A 16899-nucleotide genomic window follows, 5' to 3' on the forward strand; every position below is an offset into this window, starting at 1 on the left:
TCTTTTCAGACTTTTCCTTATTCTAGAAGCTTTGCACTGGCATGAACTGGAATATTAAGAACAGATTAATAAAAGCACACTAAAGAAGTTATTCCTTTAGTACTGAATTTTGCTTATCCCTCTTATCTGCTTTGTAATGATGGGCCAAGAACTGAATTAGCCAAAAGCATTTTTACCTACTCTATCTGCTTAAGATAGTCAGCCACTATCCTGCTGAAAAACATTCAGATTTGTATCAAAATTAGAAATTGTAAATTCAATATACAGAGCAATCACAAAACACAACAATCTGCTACAAGAAGTCATATGATTTTGAAAAACTGGCTCTCTATAATAAGTCCTAAGAAGATGAGACATCTTTGAATAACTATAATAATAAGTAATAAATACCCCGATTTAATCCCAGTTCTTCCCCCAAAGGCTGGGTATTTTTTTGCCTGTGATTTATCCATTTTTTAATGATCCAAGCCCATAAAAAAAGCCCCTTTTCCAGGAGCTTTTTTATTTGGGTTATTTCAATTAAGGTTGTTTCAGATATGGCCAAGCCGCTTTCAGATAAATAAACATTGACCATAAAGTGAGGACAACTGCTGTATATAGCAAGGCATATGCTAGTATTTCCAGCGGTGGCCAGTTCAGCAGGAATACGGTAATGGCGATCATCTGGAAAGCTGTTTTGTATTTTCCAACGGTTGAAACCGCAACATTGGTCCGTGCACCCAATTCTGCCATCCACTCACGCAAGGCTGAAACAGTAATTTCACGGGAAATAATTACAATCGCAGCAAAAGCCATCGACATGGAAGGCTGCCATTGCACCAGTACAATCAGTGCAGCCGCCACCATTAATTTATCTGCAACCGGATCGAGAAACCGCCCAAAAGCGGAAGTCTGGTTTAATGTACGTGCCAGATAGCCATCAAACCAGTCCGTGACCGCAGCCACCACAAAGATCGTGGTTAAAATAATATGCCGCGTCATATCGGGGTTATGAGCATCAAAGCCCATTGCAGGTGGCCAGTAAGCCACCAATAAAAATACCGGAATAAGAGCGATACGCGCCAAGGTCAAGATATTTGGAATATTCAGGATACGACCTGTAGTCATAGACACCGCCAATTGTTCCCCTCATGTACGATGAAAATGCACACTTTTTTAGAGGTTTGATCCATCATTAATAGGCTTCACTTTATACGAATTGACCGAAAGTGTCACTAGGCAAACACCGTCACTGTTTGTCTTGCCATCGCAATCAGGCGATTTTCGGTATCCCACAGACAAGCATGTTCTGTCGCATAACCATCTGCAGCATGATCAGTAAATACTTTATATTTAAACCAATCATGCAATTGGTGTTGCACCGGATGCACATACGTCACGGTCCAGGTCAAGCTACTTGCAGGTGCCATTTTTTTAAACATCGGTAACACCCCGGGTGGCCAGATATCAAAAATAGCCATCAGGTCTGCGACCAGAAATTCACGGTTACGATGCTTTTCGGGATGAAAACGGCACCAGCCGCTAAAGTCTGGACGAGGGCTGCCACTACAGGGCAGATTGACATCCGCCCAGGCAATTTCAAAATGGTTATAACAGTCTGGCATGCCATAACCCGCAGGAATCTGAAACAACTGCTCTGGCGCAGCAAAGTCAGGAGCTTGGGCTTGTTGCTGCACCTGAATGGCGGAATCCCGGGAAATTCCAAAACTGGCAACCAGAATACTTTGCACGGCATCATCCTGCCATAAACGTACTTCAATAGTCGTCACAGATTTACCCTGCCGCAGGATTTCAGCCGTCAACCGTACTTTGGCTTGCTGAATCGGGCCGACAAAGGTCACGCTACAACTCAGCAGATGCTTGGCAGGATCATTGATCTGTGTAACCGCTTTTTGCATCATCATCGCGGCAGCCAGACCACCATACAGGGTACGGCCCTGTAACCATCCCTGTGGAAATTCCACCCATTCCTGTTCGGCAATTTGTGCATAAAGTGCATGCAAAGACATGTTGGTCCCTCAGTAAGTCTTGATGCTTAGTATATTGGGCAAAATTCATCAGGTTGTGAATGTCACGTGACCCAAGCGTCAATGCGCACTTTGGCCCTTGCATTTAAGTCACGCGTCATTCATGCAGTACTTTATAAATCATTCTGGCCATGACTGAACCCAGTCCCGGCACCATTTGCAGATCTTTTTCTGAGGCTTTCAGCACCCCTTGAATTCCGCCAAAATGAGTCAGCAGGTCACGACGGCGTTTTGGTCCCAGCCCCGGAATGACTTCCAACACTGATGAACCCCGTTTCTTGTCACGTTTGGCACGGTGCTTGGTAATCGCAAAACGGTGTGCTTCATCACGCACCTGCTGAATCAGATGCAGCGCCTTATGATCCTCCGGTAATTGAATTTTACTGCCATCGGTAAAGTGCAGGGTTTCCAGACCGGGCTTACGTCCCTCACCTTTGGACACACCAACCATAAAAGCATCCAGTCCCAGTTCCTGCATAACTTCCATCGCCATGTGCAATTGCCCCTTGCCACCATCAATCAGCAGCAAGTCTGGCAACAGGGCTTTTTTATAACGACGGGTCAGCGCCTGACGCATGGCAGCATAATCATCGCCCGCCTGAATATCCTGAATGGAAAACTGGCGATAATCGCGCTTGCGCGCGCCACCACTATCAAAGACCACACAGGACGCCACGGTATCTTCGCCCATGGTATGTGAAATATCGAAGCACTCGATCCGGTCTACAGGACGGCCGACCACCTGCTCCAGCTGATGAAAACGCTCATTTAATTCTATATGATTGGCTAGCTTGCCCTGAATCGCGTGCTGTACATTCATCTGCGCCAGTTCCAGCCATTCGGCCCGGGTTTCGCGGACTTTAGACTTGATCTGGATTTTCTTGCCAAAATGCTGCGACAGTGCTGCTTCCAGTTCCTTACGATCAGCCACTTCCAGATTGACAATCAGTTCAGCCGGGATTTCATCTGCCACCTGAAAATAAAAATTGGCAATAAAATCGGCCAGCATTTGCCCCAGGTCATCACTAAGCATATCCGGGAAATAACTTTTCCCACCCAGCATTTTACCGTTGCGCACATGCATGATCTGCACACAGGTCACTCCGGCCTGATAAGCAATCGACAGGATATCGGCTTCGCCTTTGAGCTTATAAATCGCCTGCTGTGACTGTACCTCTCTTAACAGCGCCATCCGGTCCCGATAGAACACCGCTTTTTCAAATTCCAGCGCTTCAGCGGCCGCTTCCATTTTTGCGATCAGTTCCTGATTCAGCTCCTTGGTATCACCCTGCAAAAAGCGGATCGAGTTATCGACATCTGCCTTATAGTCTTCCGGAGAAATAAATCCGACACAGGGCGCAGAGCAGCGTTTGATCTGGTATTGCAGACATGGCCGGGTCCGGTTGGCAAAAAAACTGTTTTCACAGGAACGCACATTGAACAGTTTTTGCAGCACCACCAGAGTATCCCGTGCCGTATAAGCACTCGGATAAGGTCCAAAAAACTTGCCCACCTGGTGCTTGCCCTTGCCACGTCCACTGGCTAAACGCGGATAGGGTTTATCTGCCGAAACAAAAATATAGACATAAGATTTGTCATCACGCAGCATGATGTTATACGGTGGATGATGCAGCTTGATCAGGTTCTGTTCCAGCAACAAGGCTTCAGTTTCAGAACGTACCACCAGGGTCTGGATATCATAAATCCGTGCCACCAAGGCCTGGGTTTTGGGATGATCCAGCGTTTTGACAAAATAGCTGGAGACCCGGTTTTTCAGGTTTTTGGCTTTACCCACATACAATAATTCGCCGTCTTTGCCATACATCCGGTAGACCCCGGGCAGGCTGGTCATATTCGCCAGGATTTTTTCAATATGGGGGCGTGCGTTTTCGTTCACCTAAAGCCTATTTTTCACCTACAATCTGCAGATATATGTGATGATTGTTGCGTCATTTTCAAGCAAAAACACAAAATTCCCCTGAAGCTGCCACCTAATCTTAAAGTTCCTGTCGGGTTATCCCCCCAATCTATAATCCTCACGACATAAACTGATTGTTAAAAGCTATAAATTTCAACCTTTAACTTTGTTATGCTCAAAAAGTCTAGTTTTGAGATGATTCGCATGACCATGCAGCAATCGGACATTCATATTGTTCAACCCTCCACTTCCACCCATCACCTGTCTGAACGTGATCGTCTGATTGGCAAACCGCGTTTTCATTTCGAGCCAAATAATGTAATGCAGCTGCTACGTGAACGGATTATTGGGCAGGATGCAGCCCTGAATGAAATTGAAAAAATGCTGCATGTGGTCAAGGCAGATTTTTCCAGTCCGGATCGCCCTTTGTCGGTGACCTTGATGCTGGGCCCTACTGGCGTCGGTAAAACTGAAACCGTACGTCTGATTGCCGAAGCGATCTATGGCCGCCCGGATGCCTTTTGCCGGATTGATATGAATACTCTGGCACAGGAACATTATGCAGCGGCTTTGACCGGTGCACCGCCGGGTTATGTCGGCTCCAAGGAAGGTCACAGCCTGTTTGATGAAACTGCGATTGCCGGCAGTCATACCCGGCCCGGCATCATGCTGTTTGATGAACTGGAAAAAGCCAGTAACGAAGTGATTCGCGGCTTGATGAACGTGCTGGATACTGGCCGGCTGACCTTGACAGCGGGCACTAAAACTATCGATTTTCGCAACTGCATGGTCTTTATGACCAGCAATGTCGGTGCACAGGCAGCGCAGCAATATCTGGACAAACTCAGTTACCTGCCACAGAAAATGCAGGCCTTGTGTTTAAAACGGGTGCCCACCCAGCGCATCATTGAAAAAGTCATGCAGCGTAAATTTGATCCCGAGTTTCTGAACCGGATTGACCGCAGTCTACATTATCAGGCGGTACAGCATGATGCCCTGCCACGTCTGGTCGAAATTGAACTGGATAAACTGAACAAGCGCTTGCAACATCAGCAACGCAGCGTGCATTTAAGCGCTTCAGCCAAAGCCTATTTCTATCAGGGTCATGATATCCGTTACGGCGCCCGGCATTTGGGCCGCAAGATGCGTACCGAACTGGAGCCAATTCTGGCGCTGTCTTTTTTAAACCAGCCCGAGCAATTGAGCCTGCACCTGGACTGTATTAAGGCACAGCTTGTGGTTGTACCTGAGCAGGCAAAAGCTTAACTAAGGTAGACTCTCTCTCCGTTTTTATTTGGTTGGAGGGCCTGCATAAAAGTAGTCTGATTTTTGGGTGAAACCAATATAAATTTCTGCACGCCCGCATCCGTATAGTCAATCCGTAGACGCTTTAAGGACAAGGCTGGTGCAATAATAGAGTGCTCGGTGGGCTGAATGGATTGGATTGCACTTAACGGAATCTTCCAGCTTAACCACAGGCTTTTTATGGTCAATACCCCATTGTCCACCAAATAGCGCGTACTCCACAGCGGCCACCACAGGATAATAATAGTCAGAATATACACAGCGGTATGCAGCGGATACTGCTGCATGGTCCCTTTGGCCTGCATGGTCAACAGCAGTTGCAGCAGCAGGCCACTCATACAAATCACAAAAGCCAGCAACCACCAGTCTTTTTTAGAACGAAACACGTGCATCGATATCCCCCATATCCAGGTGCAGGATCATCATAAACAATTTCGGCACAGATGACAGGGCCTGGATCTGGAAGGATGAAAATTATTTCAATCCAGATATCGTTTGAGCCGTGATCTTCCTGGCTACTTTCAGCAAATTCCTGTAACCGGAAATGAGATACGGCAGTTTTATTTGTGCCGATAGAAAAATCTCGACCACTACCTGAAAGCCCTGCAATCAGCCAGATTCGGCGAGAAAAATCCTGTGCTCAAGACTGAAATTGACTAAATTGACGCAGCTTAGCGAGATGCTTGCCTTGAAAATCAGGCATTCTGCTCCATATCAGTCAGGCTGATCAATGAAAAATAATGAATTGAAACAGAATCTTTGGTTCATCGGGCTATAAGAAACTGAAAGGAAAAATTATAACCGGTCGGATCAAGCCGGCAGAAATTGATGACCATTGCGTCACGGCTTGATACAACTTGTTATGTTCTTTTTGGATATAGTTATCGTAAGATTAGCGAAGTCAAAAAGTGCGCGGGACATGCGCACTTGCTTCACAACATCAACTTAGAAGTCCTCCAAAATAAAGGAGATCAGGGCATGATCCACGCTGGCAATGCCATTACCGTCCAAATGCTTGAGGACGGGATTGCAGAATTCCGCTTTGACTTACAAGGTGAGTCCGTTAACAAATTCAACCGTGCAACGATTGAAGATTTCAAGGCTGCGATTGACGCAGTTTCCGCAGCAGACATTCAGGGTTTAATCGTTACTTCAGGTAAATCTACATTTATTGTAGGTGCTGATATCACTGAATTCGGCGACAACTTTGCTCAGGGTGAACAAGCGATTGTTGACTGGGCAATGCCAGTACATGAAATTTTTAACAGCTTCGAAGACCTCGACATTCCTAAAGTGGCGGCCATTAACGGCATGGCACTGGGTGGCGGTTTCGAAATGTGCCTGGTATGTGACTACCGTGTCATGTCAGAACAAGCGCAAGTAGGCCTGCCTGAAATCAAGCTGGGTATCTTCCCGGGCTTCGGTGGTACAGTACGTTTAAGCCGTCTGATCGGTATCGATAACGCGGTAGAATGGATGGCAATGGCCAATCCTAAAAAACCTGCTGCTGCGCTGAAAGATGGTGCAGTCGATGCAGTGGTTGCTGCAGACAAATTGAAAGATGCTGCGATTGACCTGGTGAAACAGGCGATTCATGGCCGTTTAGACTGGCAGAACAAGCGTCAGGAAAAACTTGATCCGGTTAGACTGAGTCCGATCGAACAGATGATGGCGTTTAATTCATCTAAAGGTATGGTGCTGGCCAAAGCCAACCCGGCTCAATATCCTGCGCCAAAATTACTACTGGATTCATTACAAGCAGGTGCTAGCCTGCATCGTGATGACGCGCTAAAAGCTGAAGCTGAAGGTTTTGCTAAAGCCGCAGTCACACCACAGGCAGGTGCATTAATCGGTTTGTTCCTGAACGACCAGGTGGTGAAGAAAACTTCCAAGAAATATGAACAAGGTGCACATCCCGTGAACCAGGCGGCCGTTCTCGGCGCAGGTATCATGGGTGGCGGTATTGCTTACCAGGCAGCAAGCAAAGGCACGCCGATCATCATGAAAGACATCGGTAACCCGCAACTTGCCTTGGGTATGTCTGAAGCGAACAAACTGCTGACCAAGCAGGTTGAACGTAAGAAGATGAAGCCTGCTCAAATGGGTGAAACTCTTGCGCGCATCCGTCCAACTTTAAGCTATGACGAGTTTAAAGAAGTGGACATCGTGATCGAAGCCGTGACTGAAAATCCAAAAGTCAAAGGTATCGTACTGAAAGAAACTGAAGCAAAAGTTCGTGAAAACACGATCATTGCATCTAATACTTCTACGATTTCAATCACGCGTCTGGCTGAAAACCTGGAACGTCCTGAAAACTTCGTCGGTATGCACTTCTTTAACCCAGTACACATGATGCCACTGGTTGAAGTGATTCGCGGTGCGAAGACTTCTGACGAAGCGATTGCAACGACTGTGGTGCTTGCTCAGAAAATGGGTAAAACACCAATCGTGGTCAATGACTGCCCGGGCTTCCTGGTGAACCGCGTACTGTTCCCTTACTTCGGTGCATTTGACCTGTTACTTAAAGATGGTGCTGACTTCCAGCAAATCGACAAAGTCATGGAAAAATTCGGCTGGCCAATGGGTCCTGCCTACTTGATGGACGTTGTCGGTATCGACACGGGCGTGCATGGTGCAGAAGTCATGGCTGAAGGCTTCCCGGATCGCATGAAACCTGATTACAAAGGTTCGATCCAGGTGATGTATGAAAACAACCGTCTTGGTCAGAAGAACGACGTTGGTTTCTACAAGTATGAACTTGACCGTAAAGGCAAAAAAGCCAAAGTGGTTGATCCAACTGCATATGAGCTTGTGGCATCTGTTGCAACTGCGGAAAAACGTGAGTTTGACGCTCAGGAAATCATTGACCGTATGATGCTGGCTTTCTGTAATGAAACTGTTCGCTGCCTGGAAGACAATATCGTGGCAACACCTGCTGAAGCAGATATGGCAATGATCATGGGTGTTGGTTTCCCTCCATTCCGTGGTGGTCCATGCCGTTACATCGATCAAACCGGTGTAGCTGAGTATGTGGCACTTTGCAATAAATATGCACACCTTGGTAAAGCTTATGAAGCGCCAGAAATGTTGCGTGAAATGGCTGCTAACAACAAAAAATTCTACGGTTAAGGAGCAACGTGAATGGCTACTTTAAATCCACGTGACGTTGTCATCGTTGATGGCGTGCGTTCAGCAATGGGTAAATCCAAAAACGGCATGTTCCGCAATGTACGTGCCGACTCAATGTCTGCTGAGCTTGTCCGTGCCCTGTTGGTACGTAACGAATTCGACCCGAATGAAGTTGAAGACGTCATCTGGGGCTGTGTGAACCAAACCCTAGAACAAGGTATGAATATTGCCCGTAATATCGCATTACTGGCAGACTTGCCGAAGACTGTTGCAGGTCAAACGGTAAACCGTCTTTGTGGTTCGTCTATGCAGGCGATTCACACTGCGGCTGCGCAAATTGCGACGAACCAGGGTGATATCTTCATCATCGGTGGTGTTGAGCACATGGGCCATGTTGGCATGATGCACGGTATCGACCTGAACCCTGAAGCGTCTAAGCATTATGCTAAGGCGTCGAACATGATGGGTCTGACTGCTGAAATGTTGGGTCGTATGAACGGCATTACCCGTGAAGAACAGGATGCGTTTGGTGTGGAATCTCACCGCCGTGCCTGGGCTGCGACTGAAAATGGTCTGTTCGAGAACGAGATTGTTGGTATTGAAGGTCACAATGCAGATGGCTACAAAATGCTGTGTGATATCGATGAAGTGATCCGTCCGGATGCCAATATCGAAACCTTCCGTGCTTTACGCCCAGTCTTTGATCCGAAAGGCGGTACAGTGACTGCAGCAACCTCTTCAGCCTTGTCTGACGGTGCATCTGCCATGTTGCTTATGTCTGCTGAACGCGCTCAAGCTTTAGGTCTTAAACCACGTGCTGTGATTCGCTCTATGGCAGTTGCAGGCTGTGATGCTGCGATCATGGGTTATGGTCCGGTTCCCGCAACACACAAAGCACTTAAACGTGCTGGTCTTAAAATTGAAGACATGCAAACGGTTGAGTTAAACGAAGCATTTGCGGCACAAGGCTTGTCTGTTCTTAAAGGTTTAGGTCTGTATGACAAGCAAGACATCGTAAACTTAAACGGTGGCGCGATTGCATTGGGTCACCCATTGGGTTGTTCTGGTGCGCGTATCACAACAACGTTGTTAAACGTAATGGAACAACAAGATACGCAAATCGGTCTTGCGACGATGTGTATCGGCCTTGGCCAAGGTATTGCAACAGTGATCGAACGTGTTTAATTTTTAAATACCTCGATAAAAGAAACCCCGCTTAGTGCGGGGTTTTTTATTAAAAGAAATTCTAAATTATCAGTGCTATAAGCTAGCTATGATTTCTAATTGGTTTTATAAAAATAACTTAAGCCGTATGAATGATTTCGGAGGCCACCGAAATGTACCTGAACCAACTTATCAAGTTCTTTTGAACTTGTACCTTTCTAAGCAATGTTATCCCTTTGTAATTTCAGTTGAATAATCAACCAATAAAATCCTATTTATGAATCACTTAAATTTTATATATGTATGATCAAGCCTCTTTTTTCCTATTTCCTTAAAAGGATTTATATGAACATGCTTAAAACAATGATCGCGACTGCAATCTTAGCGACTTCTGCATCTGCAATGGCAACTGAAGCTCAAGTTACACCAGCAACTGTTGTAACTAAAACAACCCAAACTGTTGCTAAAGAAACTGCTGCACCTGTACAAGCAAAAGTTGAAGCTGCTCAAGCGACTGTTGCTGCAACTCAACAAGCGGCTGAAACTAAAGCTGAAGCAGTAAAAACAGAAGCGACAACTCAAGTAGAAACAGCTCAAGCTACAGCAGAACAACACGTTGAAGCTGCGCAAACTGAAGCAGTAGAAACCAAAGACGCTGCTGCTGAAAAAGCAGAAGTAAAAGCTGAGAAAAAAGGCTGGTTCTCTTGGTTTAAAAAAGCGGCTTAGTATTTTTTTAAGCATAAAAAAGATGTCAGCCTGACATCTTTTTTTGTTTTGGATGATTTAATTCAGGAATTTAAAAAAATCCTCAATCTTCTATTCAACCTTCTGCGCTAGCATGGTGGCAAAGTGCTGTTTAATCCGATGACCCTGTTCATCCACCCGATGCAGTTCGCCAACATTCTCATTGTATTTGATCAGCTTCCACCCTTCGTACAGCTCGCTTAACTGACCCGGTTTAAAACTAAATGGAAAGTCTGGCTGTACCGGAATATCGTCTGTATCCATGGCACAGACAATCAGATTATAACCACCCGGAACTGTCGCCTGCTGCATTTGTGCAATCAGCGGCGGAATGGTTTTTGCCTCAAGGAACATCATCACTACAGTACAGTAGATAAAGTCATATTGGCCTGTAATACTGGTATCCGTGTTGAGATCGCGACGCTGCGCCTGAATATGCTCAATCTGCTCCGTCTGCACAATTTGTCTTAAGGTTTGCAAACTGTTTTCATTGACATCCCAGGCATCTACTTTAAAGCCGTTCTGGCTTAAATAAAGCGCATTACGTCCTGTACCACAGCCGATATCCAGGGCACGACCACCCTTTAAATAGGGCATGGCGGCCAATACTTCAGAATGGGTAGGATTCAAATGATATTTCTTGCTGAAATAATCATCAGGCCGGCAATAAAAACGCAGCTGGCATTCGGCATCCTCACTGGCAGAGACAATTTTGTGCCATACCTCAGGCTCAATAAATGGCGGTTGCTGCTCTGGAGTAAACACATGCTCGGATTGCACCTCGCCAGATTGGTCCAGCATGGCAAAATGTACCTTACCTTTTAAGACGGTCAGTTTTGCCCAGGTGCCTGCTTTGGTATTGTGCTTATTTTTGAAACCCTGAGGAATACTCTGCTGTGTCCAGACCGGAAACTCCTTATAACATTTCAGTTCTTGCATGATTGACTTCCCTCCACTTAGCCCATATGCCACCTTTTATTGTTTAAGCAGCGGCTGTTACTTTCGAGCATAGACTGTTGATGCCGGAATTAAAATCATGCTTATGTACGCTGTGTCCATACAATAGCAAGATGAGGACTATCCAGAAAATAAAAAAAGCTGCCTGGATTTGACAGCTTCAATTCAGTAACCCGTATTGAGCAGTGGATGACAGTAATCTGGCCGACCATCCAAGACAGGTCATAACTTGTTTTCTACTGCTTTCTGGTTAGCGCTCGCGACTTGTTGCATCTGCTTGTTCAGGTCCAGAATTTCCTTGTACAGCGCATTAAACTCTTTCACCGCTTTATCGTCATAGAACATAAACATGTTATTTTTCTTTTGCCATTTATACTTTTTTAAGACTGCAAATAAAGCATCTGCCTTGGCTAAATTCTGTTTTTCGATTTCGAAAATGACATGTGCATTACTATTTTGCTGACTATCTTTCAGATTCTGGGTTAGTTGCTGGCGATAACGGTTTTTAATATCCAGTTGCTGTGCCTTGTCGATCAGCTCAGCATCACGTTGCTGGATTTTCTGCTGATAGCTGTCCATAATTTGATGGACTTGCTTAAGCATGGCTTCAGTTTCTTTATAATCTTGGGTCTGGTCCTTGGCCAAGCGGTTAATATCCAGAAAATTCTGCCAGTTGGCCGCTTTTAGATCCCGTAGATACTGATTACGTTCCTCGGCACTGTCACGCAATTGCCCCAGCATGAATTCAGCCATAATGGCATAGTCGCCCTCCAGACGGTCATCTTCCAGCTCGATCTGAATCGGTTTAGACCAGTCCTGTGCCTGCTGTGCAATACTTTCAGTTTTTTCTTCTAGTACGGTTTCATATTCCAGCAGCTCGGCCTGATGTTTTTGCTGGACAGAATGCTGATAAAACAGCCCAATAAAAATTGCCAGTGTCACAGCAGCTAAAATCATAAAAACACGCGGCATGTACACGCTCCAGTTCTATCCATCAGATCTTGTAGATTCCTATCCACTATGCTTATTTTTTAGACACAATTCAAGATGTTCAATTTTTCCAGCAATACTTACCTATGAAGATATAACACCGATCTGGCAGGAAATTTATTTCAACTTCCTGCTTGTTTTTGATCTTTAGTTGCTGCTACACAAGCCCGCAACTAGTAAAGTCCAATGCCGGGCACGGCTTACCTGGAAGGAGATGGCAGTGAAAGATTAAGCTGGTTCCGGTAGGAATTAAACTGCTCACGGGCAATCTGGACGGTGGTGGCATCGCGGTTAATACCAAAAGGTTGCAACACCACATACAGCCCATTTCGTGGATCTGAAGACAATAAGCCCTGTGCTACAGCCAGCACATATTCCTGGAAGATCACAGGCAGGCTGTCCAGATCTGGAGGAGCAGGTGCACGCATGACATCAATATTTGCGACAAAATCAGCATCGACGCTATAAGACTGGATATCACGTTCAATTTCCATCAGACGCATTTGCAAGGCCTGTTGTTGAGCTGCATCTTCCTGGTAAGGCACAACTTCAATCACCGCACGCAGTTCAGGTTCTGCCATTACGGTAAGCGTAGGCAGTATCACGGAATCAGATTCACCCGTAGAGCCAGCATGACCTAATAACGGTAAAGTCAAAGTCATACAGGTGGCTATCAGGCTTCGTATTATGGGTTTCAGGAGATTCATCATATTCACCCTCGTTTGGAAAAGGGAAAGCATCTGACTGAAAGCTTACAAATAATACCAGTGCCTATTGTTAAGTTTGATAAACGGTAAATGACAAATAAAAACAGCTTAAACTAAAAAAGGAAGCAATTAAAAAGATTGAAAAATTAGGAAAAATCTTGATATGACTTTAGTCCGGACAAAAAAAATCCCCAAACATGGTTTGAGGATTTTTTTGAATATGGTGGCGAGACCCAGGATCGAACTGGGGACACACGGATTTTCAATCCGTTGCTCTACCTACTGAGCTATCACGCCGATGCGGTGTATTAAGCCGTATCTGGCTTCATTAGTCAATCAAAATTATGAAAAAAATATTTGAGTGCCTGATTTTTGGCCTAAAAAAAATCCCTGATGGGATCAGGGATTGAAAACTTTTAAATCGTTTTAAAATATGGTGGCGAGACCCAGGATCGAACTGGGGACACACGGATTTTCAATCCGTTGCTCTACCTACTGAGCTATCACGCCGATGTCGCGTATTAAACAGTCTCCATTATAAATCGTCAAGAGCGGAGAGAATAATTTTCATCAAATGTTTACTTTTCCATCAACTCGGGTCAATTTGAGTCACAATTCAAACAGTTTTTACCAAAGACCTTAGCAATTCAAACAGATCTAGACGCTTGCTTACATAAAAAAGCAGCCTTAAGGCTGCTTTTGACTGCGCTATCTTTATATCTTTTCCAGATTGGCCAGACAACGATGAATGGCCCCACAGCCCGGTACAAAATTTTTCACGCCTTTATCTTCTTCCATGCGACAGACTTCACTGACCAGCCTTTCTGCCACACCACGACCACGGTTGGCCGGATGTACCACGATATTTTCCAGAATCCGGCTTTCGCCCTGCCCGGTGCACCAGATTGCCCCAATAATTTTGCTATTAAATTCTGCGCTATAAACTGAGGTATACTGTGCAAGGTTTTGCTCTAGTTGTTCCATGGCATCTGACCCGTCGCTAAATTCCGGGCTCGTGTCATACAGTCGCTCAAGCTGGCTGCGCACTTCGTCATTTTCTAAAGAAGTATAAGCATGTACGGTGATAGGCATTGATAAACCCTCCTGAGCAATCTAATATGCGGTGACTTCGTCACGGCGAAAATATTTTCTACATCAATCATTTTGACGTATTTGAGGAACGTGTCTATGACAGATCGTATCAGTGAAGTGGTAAGAAATACCAACGAAACCAAAATTCGAGTTCGTTTGAATCTCGACGGTACTGGTCAAGGCACCTTAAACACGGGTATTCCCTTTTTAGATCATATGATTGATCAAATCAAGCGGCATGGCCTGTTTGATATTGATATTCATTGTGAGGGCGATCTGGAAATTGACGACCATCATACTGTAGAAGACTGCGGTATTACGCTGGGTCAGGCTTTCGCGCAAGCGCTGGGTGATAAAAAAGGTTTGAAACGCTATGGCCATTTCTATGCGCCACTTGATGAATCTTTAAGCCGTGTCGTGGTCGATCTGTCGGGTCGTCCGGGCCTATTTATGGATATTCCATTTACCCGTGCCATGATCGGCCGTTTTGATGTAGACCTGTTCTCTGAATTCTTCCAGGGCTTTGTGAACCACTCGCTGATGACCGTGCATATCGACAACCTGAAGGGCAAAAACAGCCATCACCAGATCGAAAGCGTATTTAAAGCATTTGCGCGTGCACTGCGTATGGCCTGTGAAGTCGATCCACGTGCTGCCAATACGGTAGCTTCAACCAAAGGTACGCTGTAATGACCCGTATTGCCCTTCTTGATTATGGCATGGGAAATTTGCACTCTGCGGCAAAAGCATTAGAACATGTCGGTGCCACGGTTGATGTGACCAATGATCCAAAACTGATTGCACAAGCAGACAAGATTGTCTTTCCGGGCGTAGGCGCGATGCGTGACTGCATGCAAGGTATGCACGAAGCCGGGATTGATGAAGTGGTACGCAACGCCGTATTTAACAAGCCGGTACTGGCCATTTGTGTGGGTATGCAAGCCTTGATGCAACATTCCGAAGAGAATGGCGGTGCAGAGGCACTGGGTATTTTTGAAGGCGCAGTCAAGCATTTTCCGGAAATGGCGGGCTTAAAAGTGCCGCATATGGGCTGGAACCAGGTGCATCAGGCTGATCCTGACCATCCGATGTGGAACAATATCGAACAGGACGCGCGTTTTTACTTTGTGCACAGTTACTATGTAGAACCACAAGATTCAGACCTGGTGGCAGCGACTTGTACCTATGGCATCGAGTTCTGTACCGCAATTCATAAAGAAAACCTGTTTGCGACCCAGTTCCATCCGGAAAAGAGCCATACCGCCGGTTTACAGTTATTGAAAAACTTTGTGGATTGGAAGATCTAATCTCAGGATTTTTAAAGTTTCTAAAAAGCTCGCATCTGCGGGCTTTTTTATTCATTTAGATTAGTTCACTGCTAGAATTCTGACTATTTTTTAGCCATTAAAATTGTTATGATTTTGAAGTAACTCTTTATATTTAAAAATAATTAAACTCAGGGGAAATACAATAATGAATCCACACTATCCAAGCAATGAATCAGCTTTAAGCCCAAATGGTCGTTTTGGCCGCTTGTCTTATCTCGGCTGGAACATGCTAATGACCTTTTCGCTCCTGATCATCATTGGGATGATTGCAGCTTTTTCACCTGGCCTATTTATGGATAGCTCTACCTTGGCAGGCTCATCCATGGTTTCAACTGTTCTCATCGGACTCGCTTACTTGGTCATGCTATATTTTAGTTTTGTTTTTACTATTCGCCGTCTACATGACCGTAATCACACAGGATGGTTATCCTTACTTGTCCTCATTCCGCTGGTCAATCTGATTTTTATCCTTTACTTAATTTTTGCTAAAGGGGATGACCGTCCCAACCAATATGGCCCTCGACGTAGCACCCGAACATGGGAAAAGGTTTTAGGCTGGCTCTATTTTTTAATTTTCCCTTTAGCTATTCTGGCTGCAATTGCGCTTCCGGCATATCAAGACTATGTGACTCAGGCTCAACAGGCGCAGATGGAACAGAGTAGCTATCACACTGATTAATCCTTGTTAAATTTTGCATAAAGCCCATTCTTCATGGGCTTTATTTTTGCCTAGAACAGCAAAAGTGATTAAGCTGAATGCATTCATTTAATGATTGAAGCTTATGCAACAGCTGCTGGATACTTTACCAAGCAAGGAACAAATTCAGACTTTTCTTGTATTTAAAAATCTTCCAATGCAACAGATTCAGGTGATTAATCGTCTGGAACAGTGTCATGCCCTTGAACAGGAGCTAAAAAGCTGTGCCGTCCTGGGTTTCGATTCTGAATCCAAGCCCACCTTTAAAGTCGGTGAAGTCTCTACCGGGCCACATCTGATTCAGCTAGCGACTTTGCACAAAGCCTATTTATTTCAAATGAATGATTCGATCTGGGATTTTCTTAAACCGATCTTTGCCAGTCGAGACCAGATCAAGGTCGGTTTTGGCCTGAAAAATGATGCGCATCTGTTCCGTAAAAAAGGCATTGAACTCAACAGTGTGGTCGAACTGTCCAAATGTTTTAAAGCTTTTGGTTTAAACAATCCGGTCGGATTAAAAAATGCCATGGCTTTGCTATTTCAAGTAAATTTTCCTAAATCCAAACGGATTAGTACCTCGAACTGGGCCAGCAAGAAGCTCAGCCCGGCACAAATTGATTATGCAGCAGCAGATGCCTATGCGCCCGTGCTGGTATTTGAAGAATTGTTGCAGCGAGGTCTTTTACCCAAAGAGATTCCCAATACGTCACTGAAATTGAGAATCCGCCCCTCATCGACGGCTTAAGCACTTGAGCCACGTATTGCGTCTGGCATGACAAGGATGACTCCAATATTGCTTGATATACGAATGAAAGCCGGGATGAGTAAAGTCGAAAACGTA

The 16899-nt window shown here is 45.2% G+C and carries 16 protein-coding genes and 2 tRNA genes; 8 read left to right on the forward strand and 10 right to left on the reverse strand.

What is annotated here, in order from left to right; genetic code table 11:
• Positions 1 to 519 precede the first annotated feature (519 nt).
• The 3 genes from pgsA to uvrC form a co-directional block, all read right to left on the reverse strand.
• Positions 520 to 1107: a CDP-diacylglycerol--glycerol-3-phosphate 3-phosphatidyltransferase gene (pgsA, locus tag VXQ11_RS06380; RefSeq protein WP_064094994.1), complete on the reverse strand. Its 588-nt coding sequence runs from the start codon at positions 1105 to 1107 to the stop codon at positions 520 to 522.
• 107 nt (positions 1108 to 1214) lie between these two features.
• A complete protein-coding gene (locus VXQ11_RS06385) occupies positions 1215 to 2009 on the reverse strand; it encodes a thioesterase family protein (protein ID WP_064094995.1) in 795 nt (264 codons plus the stop codon).
• 115 nt (positions 2010 to 2124) lie between these two features.
• Positions 2125 to 3924, reverse strand: a complete 1800-nt coding sequence (gene uvrC / locus VXQ11_RS06390; RefSeq protein WP_064094996.1) for an excinuclease ABC subunit UvrC — start codon at positions 3922 to 3924, stop codon at positions 2125 to 2127.
• Positions 3925 to 4149: 225 nt separating this feature from the next.
• Between uvrC and VXQ11_RS06395 the strand changes: the two genes are divergently transcribed.
• Complete coding sequence (locus VXQ11_RS06395) at positions 4150 to 5211, forward strand: AAA family ATPase (protein ID WP_064094997.1); 1062 nt, start codon at positions 4150 to 4152, stop codon at positions 5209 to 5211.
• Here VXQ11_RS06395 and VXQ11_RS06400 read toward each other — a convergent pair.
• Positions 5208 to 5642, reverse strand: a complete 435-nt coding sequence (locus VXQ11_RS06400) for a PH domain-containing protein (protein ID WP_144724813.1) — start codon at positions 5640 to 5642, stop codon at positions 5208 to 5210. The genes VXQ11_RS06395 and VXQ11_RS06400 overlap by 4 nt on opposite strands.
• A 586-nt stretch (positions 5643 to 6228) precedes the next feature.
• Between VXQ11_RS06400 and fadB the strand changes: the two genes are divergently transcribed.
• The 3 genes from fadB (at position 6229) to VXQ11_RS06415 (ending at position 10269) form a co-directional block, all read left to right on the forward strand.
• Complete coding sequence (gene fadB, locus VXQ11_RS06405; protein ID WP_416705686.1) at positions 6229 to 8379, forward strand: fatty acid oxidation complex subunit alpha FadB; 2151 nt, start codon at positions 6229 to 6231, stop codon at positions 8377 to 8379.
• A gap of 12 nt (positions 8380 to 8391) precedes the next feature.
• Positions 8392 to 9564 (forward strand): acetyl-CoA C-acyltransferase FadA, encoded by a 1173-nt coding sequence (gene fadA, locus VXQ11_RS06410; protein WP_064095000.1) that lies wholly within the window; start codon positions 8392 to 8394, stop codon positions 9562 to 9564.
• 324 nt (positions 9565 to 9888) lie between these two features.
• The gene (locus VXQ11_RS06415; protein ID WP_064095001.1) at positions 9889 to 10269 is read left to right on the forward strand and encodes a hypothetical protein; all 381 of its coding nucleotides are present in this window, start codon (positions 9889 to 9891) and stop codon (positions 10267 to 10269) included.
• A 90-nt stretch (positions 10270 to 10359) separates the two neighbouring features.
• On the opposite strand, the gene tehB is transcribed toward VXQ11_RS06415, so the two are convergent.
• The 6 genes from tehB to VXQ11_RS06445 form a co-directional block, all read right to left on the reverse strand.
• A complete protein-coding gene (gene tehB / locus VXQ11_RS06420; RefSeq protein WP_064095002.1) occupies positions 10360 to 11226 on the reverse strand; it encodes an SAM-dependent methyltransferase TehB in 867 nt (288 codons plus the stop codon).
• A gap of 240 nt (positions 11227 to 11466) precedes the next feature.
• A complete protein-coding gene (locus VXQ11_RS06425; RefSeq protein WP_064102634.1) occupies positions 11467 to 12216 on the reverse strand; it encodes a hypothetical protein in 750 nt (249 codons plus the stop codon).
• 218 nt (positions 12217 to 12434) lie between these two features.
• Complete coding sequence (locus tag VXQ11_RS06430; RefSeq protein WP_416705687.1) at positions 12435 to 12941, reverse strand: hypothetical protein; 507 nt, start codon at positions 12939 to 12941, stop codon at positions 12435 to 12437.
• A gap of 221 nt (positions 12942 to 13162) precedes the next feature.
• Positions 13163 to 13238: transfer RNA gene (locus VXQ11_RS06435), tRNA-Phe, on the reverse strand.
• Positions 13239 to 13375: 137 nt separating this feature from the next.
• Positions 13376 to 13451 (reverse strand) — tRNA-Phe (locus tag VXQ11_RS06440).
• 204 nt (positions 13452 to 13655) lie between these two features.
• The gene (locus VXQ11_RS06445) at positions 13656 to 14033 is read right to left on the reverse strand and encodes a GNAT family N-acetyltransferase (protein ID WP_064095005.1); all 378 of its coding nucleotides are present in this window, start codon (positions 14031 to 14033) and stop codon (positions 13656 to 13658) included.
• Between the two features lie 96 nt (positions 14034 to 14129).
• Here VXQ11_RS06445 and hisB point away from each other — a divergent pair, with 96 nt between their 5' ends.
• From hisB to VXQ11_RS06465, 4 genes are all read left to right on the forward strand, one after another.
• Complete coding sequence (gene hisB / locus VXQ11_RS06450; RefSeq protein ID WP_005095198.1) at positions 14130 to 14723, forward strand: imidazoleglycerol-phosphate dehydratase HisB; 594 nt, start codon at positions 14130 to 14132, stop codon at positions 14721 to 14723.
• Positions 14723 to 15340, forward strand: coding sequence for an imidazole glycerol phosphate synthase subunit HisH (gene hisH, locus VXQ11_RS06455; RefSeq protein ID WP_416681375.1), 618 nt, complete (start codon positions 14723 to 14725; stop codon positions 15338 to 15340). The genes hisB and hisH overlap by 1 nt, the downstream gene beginning before the upstream one ends.
• A gap of 166 nt (positions 15341 to 15506) precedes the next feature.
• Entirely contained in the window at positions 15507 to 16040 is a 534-nt protein-coding gene (locus tag VXQ11_RS06460; RefSeq protein WP_416681377.1) for a DUF805 domain-containing protein, read from the forward strand.
• Positions 16041 to 16143: 103 nt separating this feature from the next.
• Complete coding sequence (locus VXQ11_RS06465; protein ID WP_416681380.1) at positions 16144 to 16803, forward strand: 3'-5' exonuclease; 660 nt, start codon at positions 16144 to 16146, stop codon at positions 16801 to 16803.
• Positions 16804 to 16899: the final 96 nt, after the last annotated feature.

It is taken from the genome of Acinetobacter sp. 197, from assembly GCF_048148385.1.
Lineage (GTDB): Bacteria > Pseudomonadota > Gammaproteobacteria > Pseudomonadales > Moraxellaceae > Acinetobacter > Acinetobacter pecorum.